A 22,404-nucleotide genomic window follows, 5' to 3' on the forward strand; every position below is an offset into this window, starting at 1 on the left:
GTCAGCCCGCCTCGGCGACCACGAAGGCGGTCGCGACAGGTCCGTCGTGCGCGATCGACAGGTGCAGCGACGTGATCCCGAGCTCGCGCACTCGCGACGCGGCCAGCTCCGACAGCTCGAACGACGGCGCACCGCGATCGTCGACCACGACCTCGATGTCGGTCCACGACAACCCCGACGGCGCGCGCAGGGCCTTCACGAAGGCCTCCTTGGCGGCGAACCGGCCGGCCATCGAGGTCAGGCTCAGCTCGCCCTCGGCCGGGGTGAGGATCCGTTGGCGCAGGGTGGGCGTGCGCTCGAGCGACTCCGCGAACCGTTCCAGGTCCACGACGTCGACCCCGACACCCACGATCGCCATGGGAAGCACCCTATCGCCGCGCCGCTCGCGAGAGAGTTTGTTGGTGGTCAGGAGAGAGTTTGTTGGTGGTCAGGAGAGAGTTTGTTGGTGGCCAAGCTCTGACGACGGCGCACCTGGCCTGCGGACCCTCTGGCTTACTCGACCGTGACGCTCTTGGCGAGGTTGCGGGGCTGGTCGACGTCGTGACCCATCTGCGCCGCGTACTCGCAGGCGAAGATCTGCAGCGGCACGGTGGCCACGAGGGGCTGCAGCAGCGTCGGCACCCTGGGCAGGCGGATGAGGTGGTCGGCGTACGGCACGACGCTGTCGTCGCCGTCCTCGGCCAGCACGATCGTGCGGGCGCCGCGGGCCCGGACCTCCTGGATGTTGCTCACGACCTTCTCGTGCACCTCGCCCCGACCGGGCGGCGGGACGACGACGAAGACCGGCACGCCCTCCTCGATGACCGCGATGGGGCCGTGCTTGAGCTCGCCCGCCGCGAACCCCTCGGCGTGGAGGTAGGCGAGCTCCTTGAGCTTGAGCGCACCCTCGAGCGCGACGGGGTACCCGACGTGCCGGCCGAGGAAGATGAACGACCTGGAGCCCTGCAGGTCGGCGGCGATCTTCCGGACCACGTCGGCGTCGTCGAGCATGCGCTGAATCGCGTCGGGCATCTGGACGAGGTCGTCGATGATGCGGCTGATCTCGTCGCCGTACTTGGCGCCCTTGACCTGGGCGAGATACAGGCCCAGGAGGTAGCAGGCCACGATCTGGGCCAGGAACGCCTTGGTCGACGCGACCGCGATCTCGGGACCGGCGTGCGTGTAGATGACGGCGTCGGACTCCCGCGGGATCGTGGAGCCGTTGGTGTTGCAGATGCTCAGCACGCGCGCCTTCTGCTGCCGGGCGTACCGGATCGCCATCAGGGTGTCCATCGTCTCGCCCGACTGGCTAATCGTGACCACGAGCGTGGACTGGTCGAGGATCGGGTCGCGGTAGCGGAACTCGCTCGCGAGCTCGACCTCGACCGGGATCCGGGTCCAGTGCTCGATCGCGTACTTCGCGACGAGGGCCGCGTAGTAGGACGTGCCGCACGCGATCGCGACGATCTTGTCGACGCCGCGCAGCTCGTCGTCGGACAGGCGCATCTCGTCGAGCTGCAGGAGGCCGTCGGCGTTGTGTCGACCGAGGAGCGTGTCGGCGACGGCCTTCGGCTGCTCGGCGATCTCCTTGAGCATGTACCACTCGAAGCCGTCCTTCTGGGCGGCCGACAGGTCCCAGTCGACGGTGTACGGCGTCGTCTCGACGGGGGCGCCGTCGAAGTCGGTGACCGTGATGTCGTCGGCGGTGATGACGACGACCTGGTCCTGCCCGAGCTCGACGGCCTCCTTCGTGTACTCGATGAAGGCGGCGACGTCGGACCCCAGGAAGTTCTCGCCGTCGCCGCGTCCGACCACGAGCGGGGAGTTGCGCCGGGCGCCGACGACCACGCCGGGGGTCTGCGCATCGCAGATCACGAGCGTGAAGGCGCCCTCGAGGCGGCGGCTCACGGCGCGGACGGCGTCGCCGAGGTCGCGACCGGCCACGAGCTCGTCGTGGACCAGGAAGGCCACGACCTCGGAGTCGGTCTCGCTCTCGAGCTCACGCCCGGAGCGCTCGATGCCGTCGCGGAGCTCGGCGAAGTTCTCGATGATCCCGTTGTGCACGACCGCCACGCGACCGGTGTCGTCGAGGTGCGGGTGCGCGTTGCGGTCCGTGGGCCCACCGTGAGTGGCCCAGCGGGTGTGGCCGATGCCGGTGCGGGCGTCCGGGAGCGGCTGCTCGGCCAGGACGGCGTCGAGGTTGACGAGCTTGCCGGCCTTCTTCGCCGACACGAGCCCGTCGTCGGCCACGACCGCGACCCCGCCGGAGTCGTAGCCGCGGTACTCCAGACGTCGCAGACCACCCATGACGACGTCGACGGCGGACCGCTGACCGACGTACCCGACGATTCCACACATGGGGTTGAGGGTACCGACTGCGCCGGCGCGCACGGCGGTGGCGACAATGGTGCGCATGTCACGCGACCTCTCGCCCTACGTCGAGCTGGAGCGCGATGCGTGGGCCCAGCTGGCCGGCGACGCGCCGCTTCCCCTGGCGGCCCACGAGATCGAGCGGGTCCGCGGCATCGGCGACGAGCTCGACCTCGAGGAGGTGCGGCAGGTCTACCTGCCCCTCGCCGAGCTCATCGCGCTGCGCATCCGGGCCGCCTCGGGCCTCTACCGCGCGACCGAGAAGTTCCTCGGCAACCCACAGCCGCAGCGCACCCCCTACGTCATCGGCATCGGTGGCTCGGTCGCGGTGGGCAAGTCCACCACGGCGCGCCTGATCCGCGAGCTGCTCGCCCACGCCCCGGAGGGCCCGCAGGTCGAGCTCGTCACGACCGACGGCTTCCTGCTGCCCAACGCCGAGCTCGAGCGGCGCGGCCTGCTCGAGCGCAAGGGCTTCCCCGAGTCGTACGACCGCAAGCGCCTCCTGCGCTTCATCATGAGCGTCAAGTCCGGGGCCGAGGTCGTGGAGGCACCCGTCTACTCGCACCTCACCTACGACGTGACCGACGAGGTCGTGCGCCTGCACCGGCCCGACATCGTGATCGTCGAGGGGCTCAACGTCCTCGCGCCCGCCCGGGCCAGGGGCGACGGCAGTCCCGGCCTCGCGATCAGCGACTTCTTCGACTTCTCGGTCTACGTCGACGGCGCGAACCGCGACATCAAACGCTGGTACGTCGACCGGTTCCTGGCCCTGCGCCGCACCGCCTTCGCCGACCCGGAGTCGTACTTCCACCGGTACAGCTCCCTGAGCGACGCCGAGGCCGTGGCCCGCGCCGAGCACCTCTGGGACACGATCAACTGGCCCAACCTGCGCGAGAACATCCTCACGACCCGCGGCCGCGCCGACCTGGTCCTGCGCAAGGACGCCGACCACGACGTCAAGTGGGTCCGCCTCCGCAAGATGTGACGCACTCCTCGCAAGCTCGTCGCATGTGATGTCCGGGGTTCGTCAGACATCACACGTGCCGGTCCACCTGCCTGTGCGCGCACATCTGGTGGACGGACACACCGGCGGGTCAGCCGAGGACGTCCTTGACGAGGTCGTCGGCCGAGTCGGGCGCGAGGCAGTGGTAGGTCGCGGCGCTGACGGTCAGGTCGACGGTGCCCGCCGAGGGGCTCCCGCCGAGCAGCTGCTCGACCACCGCGGTGCGGTCGCCCTCGGACATCAGGGCGAACTCCTCACAGCGGGTCTCGCCCCCGTCGTTGCCGGCGCAGGCTCCCACCACCCCGAGGGTGGCGAGCACGAGGAGGACGGCCGCTGCCCGGTTCATGGCAGCGGCCGCCCTCTCCTGCTCGATGTCACTCAGGCCGGCTGGCCCGTGTTGACGTTGATCGGCCGGATGTTGTCCCGCGCGTCCGACTGGCCGGGGCCGGTCTGGACCGGGGCGTCCGCCTCGTCGATCTGGATGTCCTGGATGTCCTCGCGGGCCGTCGACTCGCCCGGCCCCGTCTGGATCGGGTCGTCGGCCAGGTCGACCTGCGTCTGACCGATGCCGTTGCTCGCGTCGGACTGACCCGCACCGGTCTGGACCGGACCGTCGGACAGGTCGATCGTGGTCGTGGCCGGCGCCGGCTCCCGGTCGATCAGGAACGGGTGCGTGAGCGGCGGGAAGTCGATGTTGTCGAGCACCTCGGACCCGGTCTGCGCCAGGCTCTCGTCGGCCTCGGTGTACTTCTCGTACACGATCGTGACGCCGGAGGCGAGCTTCTCGACGACGGCCTCGCCCATCAGGCCCAGCTCGGCCGAGACGGTGTCGAGCATGTCGTCGAGCATCGCCTTGAACATGCCCGAGGTCGCCAGGTCAGGGATGGAGGTCGGCGTCATGTAGTCGCACTGCATGTGCCAGTCGAGCAGCGTGTTGAACGCCACCGCGAAGTCGTCGTAGGCCGACTTGATGTCGGTGACGGCCTTCTCGATGTCGAGGACGTCGCACACCAGGGTCGGCACGACGACCGTGCCGCTGACCGACGGGGTGAGCGAGACGACGACGTCGGAGACCGGACGGGTGACGGCCTGGATCGCCGACTCCGTGAGGTTGTTGATGGGGTCGATGACCTGGCTCTGGATCTGGTCGTTGATCGCCCCGACGACCTGCGACATGAGCTCGGAGACGGCCATCTCGATGACCGACCTGATCGCTTCCTTGGCCGCGAGCCTGACCAGGGCGCCGGCGGGTCCGGCCGCGATCAGCAGGCCCGCCTGGACCGTGCCGACGGCCAGCACGGCCGTCTTGTAGCCACGGATGCCGTCGGCGATCGCGGAGCAGATGGGCTGCGTCGCGCCGACCGCCTCGTTGAGCGGCGTGAAGATGTTGGAGCGGGTGTCCTGGAAGACCTCCTCGTACGACGTGAGCGCCGTGGAGTCCGACACCTCGGCGACCGTGCCGATCGCGTTGCCCACCGACTCGACGAAGGCGTCGAGACCCTCGGTGAACGCCAGGAGCTGACCGCCGAGCTCCTCGACCGCGTCCTCGTTGATGTTGATCCACTTGAGACCGAACAGGTCGAGAGCCCACTCAACGGGCTCGGGAATCATGATGGGCATGGCTTGTCCTTCGGGTCGCGTCCGCTCCGGGTCCCCCCGGTACGCGGTCGCTCCGGCCGTCAGACCGGAGCGACCAGCGGATCAGGTCAGGAGGCGTTGATCGCGCTCGACAGGTCGGCGTCGGTGGCGGACAGCGTGTCGGCCGCCTGCTCCAGGTACGCGGCCAGCTGCTCGAGCGCGTCGACGGCCGAGCGGGTGCTCGTCGTGAACTGCTCGTACTGGTCGTTGTAGGTGACCGAGGCCTGATCGGTGACGAACCCGCTCTGCACGAGGTTCTGGATGAAGCTGCTCAGCTCGGTGAGCGTCGTGTTCATGTTCTCCTGGCCCGTGCGCAGCTGGCTGGCCGCGGAGCGCATCTCGTCGTAAGTGACCGAAACGTTCGACATGGTGTTCCCTTTCGCTGACCCGCCCCTGCGGCGGCTTGTGAGGATGACTTTAGGAGCGCATCGTCACCAGCGCGATGGGGAGCACTCCCCGCGCCCGACGGGAACATTCCGGGGTCCCGGAAAAGACTGGGATATCAGGCTTCTTCGCCGGTCCATGGCACCTGCACACGGACCGGTTTGCCCTTCAGGACGGCCATCGCGCGACCCGGTGGGAACTCCCGCTTGGCGAAGCGGCCGAACGGGGTGCGCATCAAGGTCTCGCCCTCGATCGACTCCGGCTGGAGCAGCATGCCGCGCCGGGCGTTGCGGATCTCCGACAGCAGGGGGTACATCGACCCCCACGTGCCGGACTCGGACTCCCCCACGAGGAAGTGGTCGGTGCGCTTGACGGCCCGGATCAGCTCCACGAGAGGAGCGTCGGCCGGGGTCGAGAGGAAGTCGGCGATCGACTCGACGAACACCGCGATGTGCCCCTCGTCCTCGGCGGCCACCCGCGCGGCCAGCTCCTTGGCCAGCGCCGCGATCTCGGCGACGTCGGTCACGGCGCGGGTCCAGGGCGCGAGCCGTGGCACGGCCGAGCGCCGATGGCCCAGGTAGATCAGCTCCCCGTCGGGCTTCCACCGGTGCAGCGAGCGTGCGAGCGCCACGATCGCGTTGGTGCGGCCACTCGCCGGCCCACCGCCGAGCAGGAACGTGCCGGCCGGCTCGATGCCGATCGGCTGCAGTGCCTCCTCACCGATGCCGAGCACGGGGCGACCCCCCACGTCGGCGGGCAGGCTCGACTCCGGAACCTCGACCGGCATCGCGCCCACCGCGGGCGCCGGAGGCACCTGCTGCCGCTGCATCGCCCTCGCGAGCTTGCCGATGGCCTGCGACTGGTCGGCGACGTTGCCCGACCCGCCCAGCACCGCGACCTGGGTCTCGACGCCGTCGATCACGGCTCGTCCGGGGGGCGAGGCCGCCGAGAGGACGTCGGAGGGCATGCCCATCACGAGGTAGCCCGTCTCGTCGGCGAGGCGCAGGACGACGCGGCGCGGCACGCTTGAGGAGATCGAGCCGGGCACGCTCGCCGGACGGTCGGCCGTGAAGACCACGTGGATGCCGAGCTGGCGCCCCTCGGAGAGCAGCTGCTGCAGCACGGCGTACCACTGGGCGCGCGAGCCACCCGAGTCGTAGGCCTCGCGGAACGCGGGGAAGTTGTCGAGCAGCAGCAGGATGCGGGGCTCGTCGGGACGGTTCGTGGCCTGGCGGTACTCGGCGATGGAGCCGGCGTTGACCTCCGGGAAGTCCCGGGCCCGCTGCTCCGCGATGCCCCGGAGCGTGCGCAGCAGCCGCACGATGCGCTCGTCGTCGTCACCGGAGACGATCGAGCCGACGTGCGGGAGTGCCTCGAGCATGCGCAGTCCGCCCGCGGCGAAGTCCAAGCCATAGACGTGGACCGGCCCACCGCGCGGGGTGACGCCGGCGCCGGCCGCGAGCGAGCGCAGCAGGACGGACTTGCCGGAGCCGCCCGTGCCGTAGATCGCCATGTTGCCGTCGACGTCGGGCTTGAACGCCACGACGTGCTGGGCCTGGCGCTCCGGGAAGTCCGCGACGCCCATCAGCAGCTCGGTGTCGGTGCGGGGTCCGAGCAGGGCCAGGTCGTAGACCTCGCTGAGCTCGTCGAGCCAGGGTCGCCGCGGCTCGGGCAGCTCGGCCAGCAGCGAGGCCCGGCCGATCGTGTCGACGAGCCGGACCTGGTCGGTGGGCCCCGGATCGGCGATCTCGACCTCGACGTCGGACTCGCGGCGTCGCCACCGCTCCTCTGCGCCGAACCTGAGCGGGTGCAGGTGCACCGAGGCCGGCACGACCTCGTCGGTCGTGTGCCCGCCGGCGTAGGCCGACTGGAACGGGATCAGGCGCCCCGGGCCCATCTTGGCGACGGCCCGACCCGGGATCGACGGGTCGAAGTGCGCCGCCTCCTTGGAGTCGATGACGTCGGCGCTGTCGGACTCGTCGGCCATGCGCAGGGCGATGCGCAGGTTCGTGTTGGCGCGCAGGTTGTCCTTGATGACGCCGGCCGGGCGCTGCGTGGCCATGATCAGGTGGATGCCCAGCGAACGGCCGCGCTGGGCGATGTCGACGACGCCGTCGACGAACTCGGGCACCTCGCTGACCAGGGCCGCGAACTCGTCGATCACGAGGATCAGCGCCGGCGGCGAGTCGGGGTCACCGCGCTTCTCGAGCTCGAGCAGGTCCTTGGCGCGCTTGCGCTGCAGCACGAGCTCACGGTGGTGCAGCTCGGCGCGCAGGCTCGTCAGCGCCCGGCGCACGAGGTGCGGGCTCAGGTCGGTCACGAGGCCGACGCAGTGCGGCAGCTTGACGCAGTCGGCGAACGCCGCGCCGCCCTTGTAGTCGACGAACAGGAACGTCACGCGGTCCGGGCTGTACTCGGCGGCCATGCCGAGAACCCAGGACTGCAGGAACTCGCTCTTGCCCGATCCGGTGGTGCCGCCGACGAGCGCGTGCGGGCCCTGGGCACGCAGGTCCAGGTGCATCGCGTCGGTGGCCCCCTGTCCGACCAGCGCACGGAGCGTGCCGCTGCGCGGCAGCGGCTTGGGTGGCTTGTCACGCTCGTGGACCGAGAAGTTCTGCCGCCAGCGGTCCAGGACCGCCTCCCCCGACGAGCGCAGGTCGGTGCCCACCAAGGTGACCATCGAGACCTGTCGCGGCAGGTCGCTGGAGTCGTCGGTCACGGCCCCGTCGTCGGCGAGCGGCGCGAGCGCCATCGCGAAGCGCAGCGCGTGCTCGACGCTGACGCCCTCGACCCGCACGTCCTTGACGACCTGCCCGTGGCGCACGAAGTGCGCCTCGGCGGTGCCCAGACCGCCCGTGACGTCCAGGAACGTGCGGCACATCGCGGGGAGCCGGCCCCGGGTCGAGCCCACCCAGATGGGGAAGACCCCCACGCTGTGAGCGCGCTCGAACAGCTGCACGACGCGGGCGCGGTCGATGGGCGCGTCCTCGGTCACGAGCACCAGCACGATCGGCAGCGGGACGTCGTCGTCGTCACTCTTGTCGTCGACCACGCCAACGGTCCCGCCGCGCGCGGTGGACTCCAGGTCGTGCGAGAGCGGTCCGAGACGCTCGGCCGCCATGCTGGCCCGGCGTCCCAGGCGCTCGTCGACGAGCTGCTCGAGCGAGGACACCAGACCCGTCGCGGTCGTCTGCGTGTCGACCAGGTGGGAGCCGGAGAGCGGCGACTGCGGTGAGCTCGTGTGCGGGAGCCACCGCATCCAGTCGATCGCCGGGGTCTCGTCGGGGCTCGCGATCGCGGTCAGGACGACCTCGGCCGGCGAGTGGAGCCCCGCGACCTGCAGGAGCGTGCCGCGCACGGCGTCGGCCGCCTGCTGCATCGGGCCGACGATGCCGAGCGCACCCGCGGCGAACAGGGACTCGACCACCGGGACGTCGGGGACCTCGCGATAGCGCTCCTCGACCTCCTCGAGGAGGCGGGCGTACTTCGGCATGCCCTCGTCCATGTCGTGGGCCTCGGCGACGGTGTGCCGCGAGGGCAGGGTGGCTGTGCCCAGGCGCACGTTGAGCGCGGTCCAGTGCTCGGGACGGCGGGTCCAGAGCAGGTCGCTGCGCTCGATGCCCGCTTGGTAGACCAGCGCCACGGCGGGCACCTCGGCCTGGCGCACGCGGTGCTCCTCGGGCATCGACTCACGGAGACGCTGTTCGAGGACGCGCAGCTGCTCGGTGAACTTCTCGGAGTCCATCGCGAGCTGGCGGTTGTTGCGGAGCTTCCGGTTGACGAAGTTGCTCGTCATCATGAGCGGCGCCATGGCCACGAACAGCAGCGACATGGGGTTGCCGGTGATCGTGAACATCGCGGTGCCCATGACGATCGGGGCGACCATCATCAGGAACGGGAACGGGGCCGGGGTCGGCTCGACCGGCACGGCAGGGCGCGGGTGCTGGAACTCGGGGTAGCGCTCCTCGACGCGCGGCGACCGGTTGAACGGGATCGCGCCACCGCGGATGTCGGGGCTGGCCATGACCGGCTGCTGCCCGGCCACCAGGGCGAACGACAGGCGCGTGTCGCCCAGCTGCACGGTCTGACCGGGAAGCATCGCCACGCGGGACACCACCGAGCCGTCGATCACGATGCCGTTGGCGGAGTTGAGGTCGACGACCTCGATCGTGGCACCGACCTCGACCCGGGCGTGGCGCTTGGACACGAACTGGTCGCCCAGCACGACGTCAGCGGTCGTGTCGCGGCCCAGCACGGTCGATCCCGGCGGGAGGTTGACCTGCCGGCCCGCGTCGGGGCCGGACTCGATGCGCATCGTGGCGGCGACGACCGTGGAGCGCGACCCGCTCACGGGCTCCACGACCGACACGACGCTGCCGGAGGCGACGGGCGCCTCGCCGAGGAGGCGCTCGACCGGCAGCACGACGGGACGACCGCCACCGGGGGGCGCCACCGCGAGGGTCACCTCCGACGCGGACCGGACGGCCTCGGTCGCGAGAGGATCCTGCTCGACGATCTCGCGCGCGACGTCGCCGACCGCGGCGGTCGGCTCCGTGATCAGCACGACGTCGGTCGTGGGCCCCGAGGTGCGTTCGAGGGAGAGCTTGAGCTTCATCCTCCGTGCTCCGCGACGAACGCGCGGTCGCCGAACCACACGGTGTCGCCGGGCTGGATCTCGAGCGGCTGGCCGGGCTGGACCGCGGACTCGACGCCGTGGCTCAGCACGTGCGTGCCGTTCGTGGAGTGCAGGTCGTCGACGCGCAGGGCCCCTGCTGCGACCGTGAGCACGGCGTGGGTCTTGGAGACGCTGCGCTCGGGATCGGGGATCGCGGCCGGCAGCGCTCCGGTGTGCTCGCCGGTCTCCGGGTCGCGACCCACGACGACGGTCGAGCGCACCGCGATGCGCCGGCCGTCCTCGCCGACCAGGACCCACGTCGGGCGTGCACCTCGACGCTGGCCGACCCGGGTCGCCCCGTCGACGGCGTCCGGCTCGGGCCGGACCTCGGGCGGCTCCTCCTCCACCGCGGGGGTGGCGCGGCGACGACCCTCGACCGGTGCGGGGGCGGGCTGCGGCTGGGGCTGGGGCTCGGGCGTCGGCTCTGGCTGGGGCTCGGGCGCCGAACGCGATTCCTCCGTCGGCGAGGCGTCGCCCGCCGGACCGAAGCCCGGCACCGAGGTGATGAGACGGCCACCCGAACCGGACGGCGGCGGTGTGGCCGGCGCGGCCGGGCCGATGGGGGGCGGGGTGCGCTCATCCGCGGCAGGACCGGCCGGCGCGGCTGCTGGGGGCGCGGGTGGTGCGACGGGTTCCGGGGTCGGCTCCGGTTCCGGGGCCGGCGCCGCAGCCGGTTCCACCAGGTCACGGGTGTCGGCGTCGGGCGCGACCGGCGGCGGGGGCAGGGGCAGCGGCGGCAGGCTCGCGGCCGGCTCGGGCGATCGCGGGGCCGGTGCGGCCGGCGCGGTGGTCGGGGGGCCCGGCAGGCCGGGAGCAGCGGGCGCCGCGGGAGTGCTCGGGGCCGGGAAGCTCGGGGCTGGCAGGCTCGGGGCCGCCGGGGCCGGACCGGTCCCGAGCCCGACCGGGGGCGCGGAGCTGTCGAGCATGACGGGCGGACCGCTGATCGGGATGGGCGCCTCCCGCGCGCGGCGGTCGGCGTCCTCGACGAGCGACTCGGGCGTGGCCTTGACGACGACAGCCCCCACGGCACTGTCGTGCCGGGCCTGGCGACGCGGGTGCTTGGTGCTGAGGAACATCGCGACGAGCACCAGCAGGGGGACCGACGCGATCAGCTGGAGCACGATCGTGCGCAGCAGCGCCTTGCCGAACCCGAGGGGCGTGCCGCCCTCGCCGCGCACGACCGAGACACCGAGGGCGAAGCCGCCGATCGTGCGTCCGCGGCGAGCGAGGTTGACCCACTGGACAATCAGGAGGACGAGCGTCAGGAGCGTCGGGATGCCCGCGAAGAACAGCTGCCGTCCGCCCGGGGACCCGTCCTCGAACGCGACGACGTACAGCGCCGCGGCCGGGGCCACGAACGCCAGGAGCAGCATCCGGTCGATCACGAACGCCCCGAAGCGGGCGCCGAGCGACGCGAACGGGCCGGTCACGGTGCCGACGCGGCTCGCCGGACTCGACGACTCGGTCATGAGGTCCCCTTCCGTCTTCTCTGGTGCTGGCGACGCCGCAGCGCCGCAGCCCGGTCCGCACCCCATCGCGCAGGGCCGGACCGTCGTGCGAATGTTGCCAGACCTGCGGCCCGCGAGCGTGCGCGGCGGCCGAGGTCACGCCACGGGATGCTGGCGGGCGACAGGGCCGCGACCCAACGACGCCACCACGGCACGGAGGTGCGCATCCGTGCGAGGGCCGTGCGGACGTCGGCCCAGTACGAGTCGACCTCCTCCGGCGTGGGCTGGCCGGGGGCGAAGACGTGGCGGTCCGCGACCGACGCGAGCAGCGGGGTCTGTGCTTGCGGGAAGCGCCCGTCGAGCACGAGGCCGTTCTGGTAGCGCGTGTTGCTGACCGGCAGGCGCACGCCGAGGTCACGGGCGCGGTCGGTGACCTCGCGCCACCCACCGCTGAGCTGCACGACGGGGTCGCCGGCGCGACGGCGACGGTTGCGGCGCAGCCGCTTGGCCAGCAGCAGGCCCCAGATCGGCGACAGCAGCAGCAGGAGCTTCAGCAGGTCGAACAGGTAGCCGAGGATCGTCAGGATCAGGCCCCAGAGGTCGAAGCTCGTGTCCTGGCCGGCACCCTGCGGCGGCGCCTGCTCGGCGTCGCCGGGCTCCTGGGGCACCTCCGGCGGCTGGGGCAGGTAGGGCTGCGGCACCGGGTCCGGCTCCTCCTGCTCCTCCTTGAGGATCTGGTCGTCGGGCGGGGTCGGCTGCAGCGGCACCCAGCCGAGGCCGTCGAGCGCGACCTCGACCCAGGCGTGCATGTCGTCGCCGTTCACGAGCCCGCTGGCCGGGACCTCGGCCCCGATGACGACCCGCGCGGGCACGTTCAGGTTCTGGAGGGCGATGCCGAGGGCCGAGGCGTACTGCTCGTCGTTGCCGACCATCTGGCGCGGGCGCTCGACGAGGTCGGTGACTCGCTTGACGCCGTGGCCCGCGGCCGACGGGTAGCCGCTGGGCTTGCCGTCGCTGTAGAAGCCGTCGTCCTTGAACCGCTGGGCCAGCAGCTGCGCGGTGGCGCCGTCGCCACCAGGCGTCGCCGCGTCACCGATCCAGCTCTCGACCAGCTTGGTGAGGTTCTCCGGCACCCCGACGGGCGCCTCCAGGTCGACGCCCTGCTGGCGGGCGGCGTCGGCGATCTCCTCGTCGGACGCCTCGTCAGGAAGCACGGTCTCGAACTCGTAGGAGACCCCGGGGGCCACTCCCCCGACCTGCGCGACCGTGCCGGTGGGCACGGTGTGCAGCACGTTCGCGCCCCGCTCGGGGTCGACGTCGCCCTCGTTGTCGCGCACCGTGACGGTCTGGCTGTCACCGACCGACGGCACCCAGACCCCGGTGTACTGGTCGATCGTGACCGTGACCTCGGTGGTGTCGCCCGTCGAGGCCCCGTCACGGAACCGCACGAACGTGCCGGACGCGTCGCCCGATCCGGCACCACCGGTGACGTTCCAGACGATCCCGTCGAAGTAGTCCATCGTGGCGACGCGCACGAGCGTGCCACCGTCGAGGCCCTCGACCTGGAACATCGGCGTGTTCTTGAGGTTGAGCTGGTCGGTGTACGCCCGGAACTTCGAGAGCGGGCTCGGGTAGTCACGGGGGTCGAACGGCGGGTCGACGTGGTCACGCAGCACCTCGCGCTGCGGATCGGCCGCGAGGCTCGTCGCCCCCACCGCGGCACCGCCGACCAGCGCGAGCGTGAGCGCTCCGAGCAGCGCCCGGCGCGTCCAGGCGGCCCGCGAGCCCGTCATCGACCGCCAGCGCACCCACAGCAGCAGGAGCACCGCGAGCACGACGCCGCGGAGGGTCGTGTCGGTGGCGAGGGACGTGCCGAAGGCCGACGACACGGCCAGCACGACCAGGACGACGAGGGCCGCCGCACCGGGCCAACGGCTGCGCCAGACGAGGATGCCGGCGAGCACCCCGCCCAGGAGGCCGATGACCCACGGCACGACCAGGACGTTGCCGCTGGTGCCGAGGGGGGCGATCAGCGTCAGCGAGTCGCGCCAGGCGTCGACGACGCCGGTCAGGAGCGTGCGGATCGCGTCCGGGCTCGGTGCGACACCACCGGCGGCGAGCTCCGGCGTGGCCAGCGCCGGCCCGATGACGAGGTAGACCAGCACGAGGGCGCCCGCCGTGGGCCACGGACCGAGCCGGGCCACCCGTGCGAGCAGTGCCACGAGCAGCCCGAGCAGGAGACCGCCGCCGACGGCGAGCGCCCAGCGGTAACCGCCGTACGCGTCGGCGAGCGGGCTGGCCGCCACGAGGCCCAGGCCCAGCAGCGCCACGAGGTCGAGGACCACGAGTGGGGCGGTCAGGCGTCGGTCGCGGAGCTCGGACGTCTGCAGCGTGCGCGCCCTGCTCACCCGGTCCGCGGTGCTCGTGCTCGTGCTCGATGCGCTCGTCATGTCGCGAGCCTCCGCATCGTCGTGGGGAGGTCGTCGAGGTTGCCCAGGACCGCGACGTCGACGTCGCCCATGGGGTGGATCTGGGACTGCGCGCCGGGCCGGGCCTGCACCACGATCGTGCGGACGTCGATCGGCAGGAACCGGCGGGCCCGACGGATCTCGGTGGGGTCGACGAGCGCGCCGCACACCAGCACGGCGACGCTGGCGCCCGAGACCTCGCGCACGAGCCGGCGGACGAGCTCGGAGAGACGCGGCGAGGTGGGCTCGTAGTCGACGCCCGAGAGCTGGTCGAGCCACTGCTGCACGGTGGGGGTGCGGAGGCGACGGGTCGAGGTGGACCCGCTGAGGGTCTGGCCTTCGCCCAGGCACTGCACGCCGAGCGAGCCGGCCACGGACACCGCCACCTCGAACTCGTCGTCGGAGGCGTAGTCGTCGAGCCGGGTGCTGAGCGCCACGAGCAGGTGCGAGCGACGCGTCTCCTCGAACTGGCGCACCATGAGCGTGCCGGTGCGGGCGCTCGACTTCCAGTGGATGTAGCGGCGGTCGTCGCCGGGCACGTACGGGCGCAGCGCGTGGAACGCGACGTCGCTGTCGGACAGCTTGCGCACGGTCTGGCCCTCGAGGTCGCGGATCAGGCCCGTTGCCGAGCTCTCGAGCCGGACGGTGCGCGGGTGCACGTAGAGGTCGTGCTCCCGGGTCAGGGGCTGCTCGCGCCGGAACAGGGCGAAGGGGTCGGACCGCACCGACAGCACGGGCCCGACGGGGATGATCGCGCGGCGGTGGGTCGGGATCGCGAACAGCTCCTCGCGCTCGTCACCGATCCGCATCGAGGGGATGTGGAAGGCCGCGCTGGCACGGCCGACGGGCAGCTCGACTGTGACGGGCAGGCTGCGCCGGCGCGAGCCGTTGGTCACGAAGATCGCGCCGTTGGCGCGTTCGCCCACGACGACCCGGTCGCGGCCGAGGTCGAAGCGGGCCGACAGCTGGTGGCGGCCCAGCACGAACAGCGCACACACCGCGAGCAGGACGAGGCCGAGCCAGAAGCCCAGGACGAGCTCGCGCCACCCCAGCCGCCAGCCGACGACCCCGGCCACGAGGGCCACGACCGCGACCGCCACCGCAGCGGCGCTCGTGACGTCGGTGACCGGCTGCAGCCAGCGCCGCGGGGTCGCCGTGAGCCGGGCCGCCCGGTCGCGGGTGCCCAGCGCGAGGTGACGGACGCGCCGGCGCGCGCCCGTGACCCTCCGCTCGACCCCCACCCCCCGCTCGCTCATGCCGTCGCGCGCTCCTGCGGAGCAGGAATCGTGTCGAGCAGGCGCTGCACGACGGCCTCCGTCGTGAGGCCGCGGAACTCCTCCTCCGGGTCGAGCACCATGCGGTGCGCGAGCGACGGGATGGCGAGCACCTTGATGTCGTCGGGCAGCACGAAGTGTCGGCTCGAGGCCGCCGCCCAGACCTTGGCGACGCGGATCAGCGCGAGGCCGGCACGGACGCTGCAGCCCAGCTGCACCTCGGGGGCGCTGCGGGTCTCGGCGAGCAGCGTCGTGACGTACTCCAGCACGACGTCGTCGACGTGGACCCGCGCGGCCAGGTCGATCATCGAGGCGACCGCCTCGGTCGTGATGAGCGGCTCGAGCTCGCTCGCCGATGCCTTCGTGGCGGTGGCCGCGAGGATCTTGAGCGTGCTCGCGTGGTCGGGGTAGCCGAGGGTCGTCTTCATCAGGAAGCGGTCGAGCTGGGCCTCGGGCAGGCGGTAGGTGCCCGCCTGCTCGATCGGGTTCATCGTGGCGATGACCATGAACGGGCGGCCGACGCGGTGCGTGATGCCGTCGACCGTGACCTGACCCTCCTCCATGACCTCGAGGAGGGCCGACTGGGTCTTGGGCGAGGCGCGGTTGATCTCGTCGGCCAGCAGGATGTTGGTGAAGACCGGGCCCGGGTGGAACTCGAACTTCTCGGTGCGCTGGTCGAAGATCGTGACGCCGGTGACGTCGCTCGGCAGCAGGTCGGGCGTGAACTGGATCCGGCTCTGCTCGCCCTTGAGCGTCTGCGCGATCGAGCGGGCCAGTGAGGTCTTGCCCGTTCCGGGGAAGTCCTCGAGCAGCAGGTGACCCTCGGCGAGCAGGCAGGCCATCGCGAGCTGGATCTGGTGGGTCTTGCCCACGACGGCCTGCTCGACGTTGCCGACGAGCTGGCCGAACGTCGTGGCGAACCACTGCGTCTGGTCGGGGGTGAGGGTCATGGGGATCGTTCCTCGCTAGGGACAGGGCTGGAAGGTGACACGGTTGGACTTGTAGACCGCACCGGTCGAGTTGTTGACGAGCTGGGCGTAGTACTGGTTGCTGCCGCCGCCCGGGGCACAGGCCGACCCGAACTCGCGGACCTGGTTGTTCGAGGCCGTGACGGTCCGCTGCTCCGTGCCGTCGAGCAAGGTGTCGTCGAAGTCCTTGCGCAGCGACATCGTGTAGTTGCCGTTCGGCAGGTCGTCACCATTGATCCGGACCTCGGGGAACCCGAACCGGGTGCCGCCGGTGTACCCGGTGGTGACCGTCGGGTTGAAGTCCTCGGTCGTGGCCGACGCCGACCGCGCATCGGACTTGCGACCTTCGGAGTCGACCGTGCGCACCTCGATCGTGTGCCGCGAGCCGGGCTGGTACCCCGTGCCGCGGAAGCTCGTCCCGTTCGTGGACTGCCAGCCACCGCCGCCGTCGATCCGGTACTCGAAGCCCGTGATCGCGCGGCCGTTGGTGGCAGGCCGCGACCAGGAGTAGTTGACGGCGGTGCGTCCGTCGCGGCTCGCCTGGACGTTGTTGGGCGCGTTCGGCGGGCCGTTCGGACGAATGCCGTTCCGGGTGCCGGACCTCTCGCCCGGCAACGAGCCGTTGTCTCCGCTGAGCGGCACGATGTACACGTTGTAGCCGTCGACACTGTTGTTCACGCCGGTCACCGTCAGGGTTGCCGCGGCGCCCTCGGCCTGGGTGGGCGCGTTGACGGTCCTGGTGCCACCGCCCGCTCCGTAGACCTGGTAGGAGCGCACGGGGTATCCACCGTTGTCCGCAGGCGTCACGATCTGCAGGTCGAACCGACCGTCGCCCTCGGTGTGGCCCGTGATCTGCGGTGCGCTGGCCGGGCCGAAGGGCTTGACCGCGTTCGACCTCGGGCTCGGGGTCGGCGACCAGCCGGCGCGGTTGCGCGCCTCGATCGTGAAGGAGTAGTCGATCCCGTTCTCGACATCGTTGTAGGTGCGCGAGGTCGTGCCCGCCGGCAGCTCCTCGGTGCGCAGGACCGAGCCGTTGGCATATGTCACGAGCCGGTACCCGGCGATGGGGTCGCCGTTGTCGTCCGACGGCTCCCACAGGGCGCGGATCGTGCGCCCGCCACCGGCACCGTTGCTGAGCGCCTCGGCCACCGGGGCCCTCATGATCGCCGGCTTGCCGAAGGGGGCCACGGCCGCCGACGACGGAGAGAACTGCTGCTGGGTCGGCGTCTTGTTGATCGCGCGGATCTGGAACTGGTAGGTCGTGCCGTTCGTGAGCCCGGCCCAGGTGTACGACGTCGAGCCTCCCGGGACCGACTGCGACTGTCCCGAGCCGACCATCTTGATCTCGTACGAGGTGACGGCCGAGCCCTCGTTGCCCGGCGGGGTCCACGAGAGCTTGAGCTGACCGTCCATCGCGGTCGGCTCGACCGCGATCTGCGGCGGCGACATGACGTCCGGCATCTTGTCGGGCGTGACGGGAGCCGAAGCGGCGCTCGGGTCGCTCTCGCCCACGCGGTTCACGGCGACGACCGTGAAGGTGTAGGAGTCGCCCGGGTTGAGCCCGGCGATCGTGCACGTCGTGGACGCGCACTCCTGGCTCACGCCACCGGATCCCGTGACCTGATAGGCCGTGATGGGCGCGCCCCGGTCGTTGGGGGCCGACCAGTTCAGCACGACCGAGCGGGCCTCCGTCGTGGTGACCTGGGGTCGGCCGGGGGCCTCGGGCCGGCCGGCGACCGTGACCGTCGCGCGTCCGACGACGTCGCGCAGCGAGTCGCCCGAGGCGTCCGAGACCGTGAACTTGACGGTCACGACACCGAACGTGTCGGCCTTCGGGGTGATCGTGAACTCCGTGCCCTGCTCGCCGGAGATCGAGCCGTCGCCGGACTCGACCGACACGTCCGAGACCGTGAGCGGCTCGTCGTCGTCGGCGTAGGGATTGGTGGCGAAGTCGGCCACGTCGATCGTGACCGGCTCGCCGGCTGTGCCGTCGACCCGGATCGGCGCGACGATGATGGGCGGCCGCGTCGAGCTCGAGATCGTGACGAGCACCTGGCCCGGCACCTGGACCGTGCCGTCGTCGACCACGACGTCGACCGTCGCGGTGTCACCCGTGGCGGCGCCGTCCTGGGCCGAGACCTCGATGACGGTGCTGCCGTCCATGTCGGCCTCGACGGGGCCCTCGACACCCGTGACCTCGAAGCTGAGGTCGTCGTCGTTGAGGTCCTTCGCCGCGTTCACGAGGTCGAGGCGGGAGGCCTCGCCGCCGTCGGACACGACCATCCGCACCGTGCGCATCGTGGGCGGCACGTTGCCGTCGGGCGTGACGTCGATCGGGATCGTGAGCAGCGCGCGCTTGCCCTCGGGGTCGTTGAGCCCGTCGCCGTCGGTGACCTCGACCGTGATCGACGCCGGCCCCACGTAGTCGGCCTGCGGCGTGAAGACGACGCGGTCGTCCTCACCCTCGCGGACCAGCGCCGAGCCGTCGGAGCGCTGCGCCGTGATGACGTCCTCCGTGGTGAGCACGGGGGTGCGGCCGTCGCGGACCAGGATGACGTCGGCCAGCTGGATCTCGATCGGCGTGTTGACCGGCGTCTCGACCGGCACCTTCTCGGGGTTGACCGTCGGCGGGGCGCTGTCGGTGCCCGAGACGAACACGAAGCCGTAGGCGATCTGGTCGTCGTCGTCGGTGACCTTGTACGCCACGACCTGGTCCTCGGCCGCGAGCGTCACCTCGAGCTGTCGGTCCTTGACCCGGCTCACGTCGGTGTCGACGGCCTCGATCTCCAGGTCCTCGAGCCGGCCGTCCAGGTCGCCGTCGTTCTCGAGCACGTCGACCAGCGCGGTGTCGCCGGCGGTCTTGCCGGTGACCTCGGCGAGGTCGGCCGAGTCGTCGCGCACGATCGGGGCGTGGAAGGGGGCGTCCTCGCTGGCACTCAGCACGAAGAACGCGGTGCCGTTGCCGCCGAGGCCGTCGGTGATCGTGTAGCCGATCGAGCTCGTGGCGGTCTCGGCGCCGTCGGGCTCGGGAGCGGTGACCTCGATGAACGTGCCCGAGACTCGGGCATCGGCACCCGCCGGGACCGTCAGCTCGGCCAGGAGGTCGACGGGGTCGCCATCGGGATCGGCGTCGTTGAGCCGCGGGTCGTACTGGATCTTCTTGCCCGGCTTGACGAGCAGCTCGTCGTTCAGGGCGACCGGCGCCTGGTTGACGGGCGCCTGGGGGATCACACCGACGCGGACCTCGGCCGGGGCGGACGCGCCGTACTTGTCGGCGACCGTGACGCTGAAGACGTCGGTGCCGGCCTCGCCCTCGAACGGCTCGTACTCGACCCAGTCGGCTCCCGTGGCGACGATGCGCCCCTTCTGGGGCGCCTGCACGACGCTCTTGAAGCCCACCGCGTCACCGTCGGGATCGGCGCCCTGCACGTTGAGCGGGACCCGCACGGTGCTGCCGACGATCGCGCGGTCGACGATCGGGTTCGGGCGAGGTGCGCTGTTGCCCTCGGGGCTGTCGGGCTTGACCGTGAGCCACACCGTGGAGGCCACGCGCACACCGGCGGCGTCGCGCACGCCGTACGTGAAGGAGTACTGGCCCGGCTCCTCGGGCGCCCGCACCTTGAGGTCCTGGCCCGAGACGAACACCAGCAGCCCGGCCTCGGTCGTGGGCTCGTCGACGACGAGGTCCTCCTGCACGAGGTCGAGGTCGTCGCCGTCGGGGTCGGAGTCGTTGTCGATCACCGAGACCGTGGCCACGGCGCCCGCCCGCATCGTCTGGTAGTCGGCGTTGACGACCGGGGGGCGGTTCTCGCCCCGGGGCCCGGGACTGATCACGACGGCACCGGTGGCGGTCTCCTCGCCGTCGGACAGGACGTAGTCGATCTGGGCGGGCTCGGTCAGCTCTCCCGTGGCCTCGACGCGGAGCATGCTGTTCTCGAGCAGCACCGCCTTGAGCGGGACACCCTCGGCGACCTCGAGGCCCTGGACGACCAGCACGTCCTCGTCGGGGTCGTAGTCGTTGGCCAGCACGTCGACGAGCACCGACCCGCCGGTGGGCAGGACCCCTTGGTCCTTGACCGCGACCGGGGCGGAGTTGGCGTCGGAGGGCGCCTTGACGTCGAGGCGCACGACCGAGGAGGCCGACTTGTCGACGTTGGCGGCCGTGTACTCGAGGTAGTACGTGCCAGGACGCTGGGTCGTGGCCGTGAAGGTGCCCGCGATCGCGTCGACGACGACCTCGACCCCGTCGGGACGACTCACGTCGGTCAGGGTCAGGGGCACGCCGGTCGGGCTCCCGTCGTTGAGCAACGGCTCGACGAGGGCCTTGGTGCCGGCGATGCCGACCGCACGATCGGCGACCGGCTCCGGGACGGCCGACGTGGCGGCCACGACGTTGACCGGCACGACGGCGGTGACGTCGCCCCCGCGGCCGTCCGAGACCGTGATCTCGACCCCGTTCTGGCCGATCTGCCCGAGCGTGTCGACGAACTCGACGGTGCCGTCGGGGCGGAACTCGACCTGGCCCTCGCCCGTGGGGACGGCCGCCGAGATCGTGAGGTCGTCGCCGTCGGGGTCGAGCCAGTCGGACAGGACGAAGACGGAGTTGCGCTGCCCCTGCGCGACCGTGAGCGACGTGTTGCGGTCGGGGAGCTTGACCGGCACGAGGTTCTCCGCGGCGCCGCGCATCGCGATCGTGGCCTCGGTCGAGGCGGTGCCGCCGCGGCCGTCGGCGATGTCGTAGCGGAACACGGCGTCACCCGCGACGTCGCCGGCGAACGTGGCCTGCACCTGGGTGTCGTTGCCCACGACGGCATAGCCGCTGGTGGGCTCGGGCCCGCTGACGTGGGTGACCTTCGTGACCGTGATGAGGTCGCGGTCCGGGTCGGTGTCGTTCAGGACCACCGGGAGGATCGTGGCCTGACCCGGGCGGGCACCGAGGTTGTCGGGGTTGGCGACGGGCGGCCGGTTCTCGGGCTGCTCGTCGGGGTCCTCGACCTCCTCCTTCTCGAGCTCCTCGCGCTGGGTGTTCGGATCGACGTCGTCCCAGTTGTTGACCCGGTCGAGCGAGTCCTTCTGGACCATCCAGGAGTCGCCCGACACGGTGTCGTTCAGCACCACGACGTCGCGGTTGACCCGGAACACGAGGTTCGCCGAGGACGTGACCCCGGGGATCGCCTTCTCGAACGCGCGCTCCCCCTCGCACAGACGGGTGTACGACTTCGCCTCGCCGTCGTCGGCCCAGGCCGCGTGGACGCAGCCGTCGAGCACGACGGGGGCCGCCGGGTCGCCGGCCACGGCGGGCTGCTTGAGCTGCTCGAGGTCGCCCCCGTCCGGCGAACCGCTCAGGAGTCCTTCCTGGGTGCCGACGTGGAGCGTGCCTCCGGCGGCACTGGGCACCTGGAGCTTGACGGCGGCCGGCTTGTCGGTGTCGACCCTGACCGGCTCGCTGTCCGGGCGGAACAGGTTGCCCTGCGCGGCGTCGTAGGCCACCGGGGTCGAGCCGACGACCGTGAGCTGGGCGTCCTCGCCGATCGAGTCGCCGAGCTCCCACGTGCCCTGCTGCTCGGGGGTGCCGTCCTCGGCGAGCGCGAAGCTCGTGACGATGCCGGAGCTGCGGTCGAGCACGTAGGCCACGCCGCTCGGGCTGACCGCGACTGCACCGTCGCGGGCGACCTTGACGAGCTCCGGCTCGGCCTTGGCCGAGAACGAGGCGAGGTTCTGGCTGGACTTGACCCACAGCTGGCCCGACTTCGTGTCGAGCAGGGCGATCGTGTGGCCGCCGAACGCCGCGTCGACCGTGTCCGGGAGCTCGACGGGCTCGGAGGCGACCGCGCTGGCGACGTCGACCTGGCGCAGGGTGCGCGTGCCCGACTGGTTGTCGATGAAGACCGTGGGGCCGTTCTGGAAGATGTCGACGTCGGCCGAGTCGGTCGAGACGCCCAGGTCGAGCTGCTTGATCTGCGGGTTCAGCCGACCGATCAGCAGGCGCTGCGAGTTCGAGACCCACACGCTGCCGTCGTGGAGCTCGACGTCGGTGACGGGGGTGCCGTCGGCGCGGAAGGCCAGGACCACGAGCAGCGAGGAGACGAGCGCCAGCGAGGCACCCGACGCGACCTTGCGCCAGCGACGGGTCCCGCCGCCGGCCTGGCCGCGGGGCGGCCGGGGCGTGGGGGCCGCGGCCCGGCGGCCCCCCATGG

At 71.7% G+C, this 22,404-nt stretch carries 12 protein-coding genes; 1 reads left to right on the plus strand and 11 read right to left on the minus strand.

What is annotated here, in order from left to right:
• Position 1: 1 nt before the first annotated feature.
• Positions 2-358, minus strand: a complete 357-nt coding sequence (locus V6S66_RS12380; RefSeq protein WP_334207048.1) for a holo-ACP synthase — start codon at positions 356-358, stop codon at positions 2-4.
• A gap of 134 nt (positions 359-492) precedes the next feature.
• Positions 493-2,337 (minus strand): glutamine--fructose-6-phosphate transaminase (isomerizing), encoded by a 1,845-nt coding sequence (glmS, locus tag V6S66_RS12385; RefSeq protein ID WP_334207262.1) that lies wholly within the window; start codon positions 2,335-2,337, stop codon positions 493-495.
• Positions 2,338-2,383: 46 nt separating this feature from the next.
• Here glmS and coaA point away from each other — a divergent pair, with 46 nt between their 5' ends.
• The gene (gene coaA / locus V6S66_RS12390) at positions 2,384-3,334 is read left to right on the plus strand and encodes a type I pantothenate kinase (protein ID WP_334207049.1); all 951 of its coding nucleotides are present in this window, start codon (positions 2,384-2,386) and stop codon (positions 3,332-3,334) included.
• Positions 3,335-3,443: 109 nt separating this feature from the next.
• Here the strand turns inward: coaA and V6S66_RS12395 are convergent, their stop codons facing one another.
• The 9 genes from V6S66_RS12395 to V6S66_RS12435 form a co-directional block, all read right to left on the minus strand.
• Positions 3,444-3,698 carry a hypothetical protein gene (locus tag V6S66_RS12395; RefSeq protein WP_334207050.1) on the minus strand — a complete coding sequence of 85 codons (255 nt, stop codon included), beginning with the start codon at positions 3,696-3,698 and terminating at the stop codon, positions 3,444-3,446.
• A 32-nt stretch (positions 3,699-3,730) separates the two neighbouring features.
• Positions 3,731-4,972, minus strand: coding sequence for a hypothetical protein (locus V6S66_RS12400; protein WP_334207051.1), 1,242 nt, complete (start codon positions 4,970-4,972; stop codon positions 3,731-3,733).
• Positions 4,973-5,058: 86 nt separating this feature from the next.
• Positions 5,059-5,358 carry a WXG100 family type VII secretion target gene (locus tag V6S66_RS12405; protein WP_229051830.1) on the minus strand — a complete coding sequence of 100 codons (300 nt, stop codon included), beginning with the start codon at positions 5,356-5,358 and terminating at the stop codon, positions 5,059-5,061.
• Between the two features lie 134 nt (positions 5,359-5,492).
• Positions 5,493-9,989 carry an FtsK/SpoIIIE domain-containing protein gene (locus V6S66_RS12410; RefSeq protein WP_334207052.1) on the minus strand — a complete coding sequence of 1,499 codons (4,497 nt, stop codon included), beginning with the start codon at positions 9,987-9,989 and terminating at the stop codon, positions 5,493-5,495.
• Entirely contained in the window at positions 9,986-11,518 is a 1,533-nt protein-coding gene (locus V6S66_RS12415) for an RDD family protein (RefSeq protein ID WP_334207053.1), read from the minus strand. Before V6S66_RS12415 ends, V6S66_RS12410 begins: the two co-directional genes overlap by 4 nt.
• Positions 11,515-13,947, minus strand: a complete 2,433-nt coding sequence (locus tag V6S66_RS12420; RefSeq protein WP_334207054.1) for a transglutaminase-like domain-containing protein — start codon at positions 13,945-13,947, stop codon at positions 11,515-11,517. Before V6S66_RS12420 ends, V6S66_RS12415 begins: the two co-directional genes overlap by 4 nt.
• Entirely contained in the window at positions 13,944-15,221 is a 1,278-nt protein-coding gene (locus tag V6S66_RS12425) for a DUF58 domain-containing protein (RefSeq protein WP_334207055.1), read from the minus strand. Before V6S66_RS12425 ends, V6S66_RS12420 begins: the two co-directional genes overlap by 4 nt.
• Positions 15,218-16,189 carry an AAA family ATPase gene (locus tag V6S66_RS12430; RefSeq protein ID WP_334207056.1) on the minus strand — a complete coding sequence of 324 codons (972 nt, stop codon included), beginning with the start codon at positions 16,187-16,189 and terminating at the stop codon, positions 15,218-15,220. Before V6S66_RS12430 ends, V6S66_RS12425 begins: the two co-directional genes overlap by 4 nt.
• 15 nt (positions 16,190-16,204) lie before the next feature.
• Positions 16,205-22,402, minus strand: coding sequence for an Ig-like domain-containing protein (locus V6S66_RS12435; RefSeq protein WP_334207057.1), 6,198 nt, complete (start codon positions 22,400-22,402; stop codon positions 16,205-16,207).
• Between the last annotated feature and the right edge of the window lie 2 nt (positions 22,403-22,404).

The organism is Aeromicrobium sp. Sec7.5, from assembly GCF_036867135.1.
In the GTDB taxonomy this organism is placed as follows: domain Bacteria; phylum Actinomycetota; class Actinomycetes; order Propionibacteriales; family Nocardioidaceae; genus Aeromicrobium.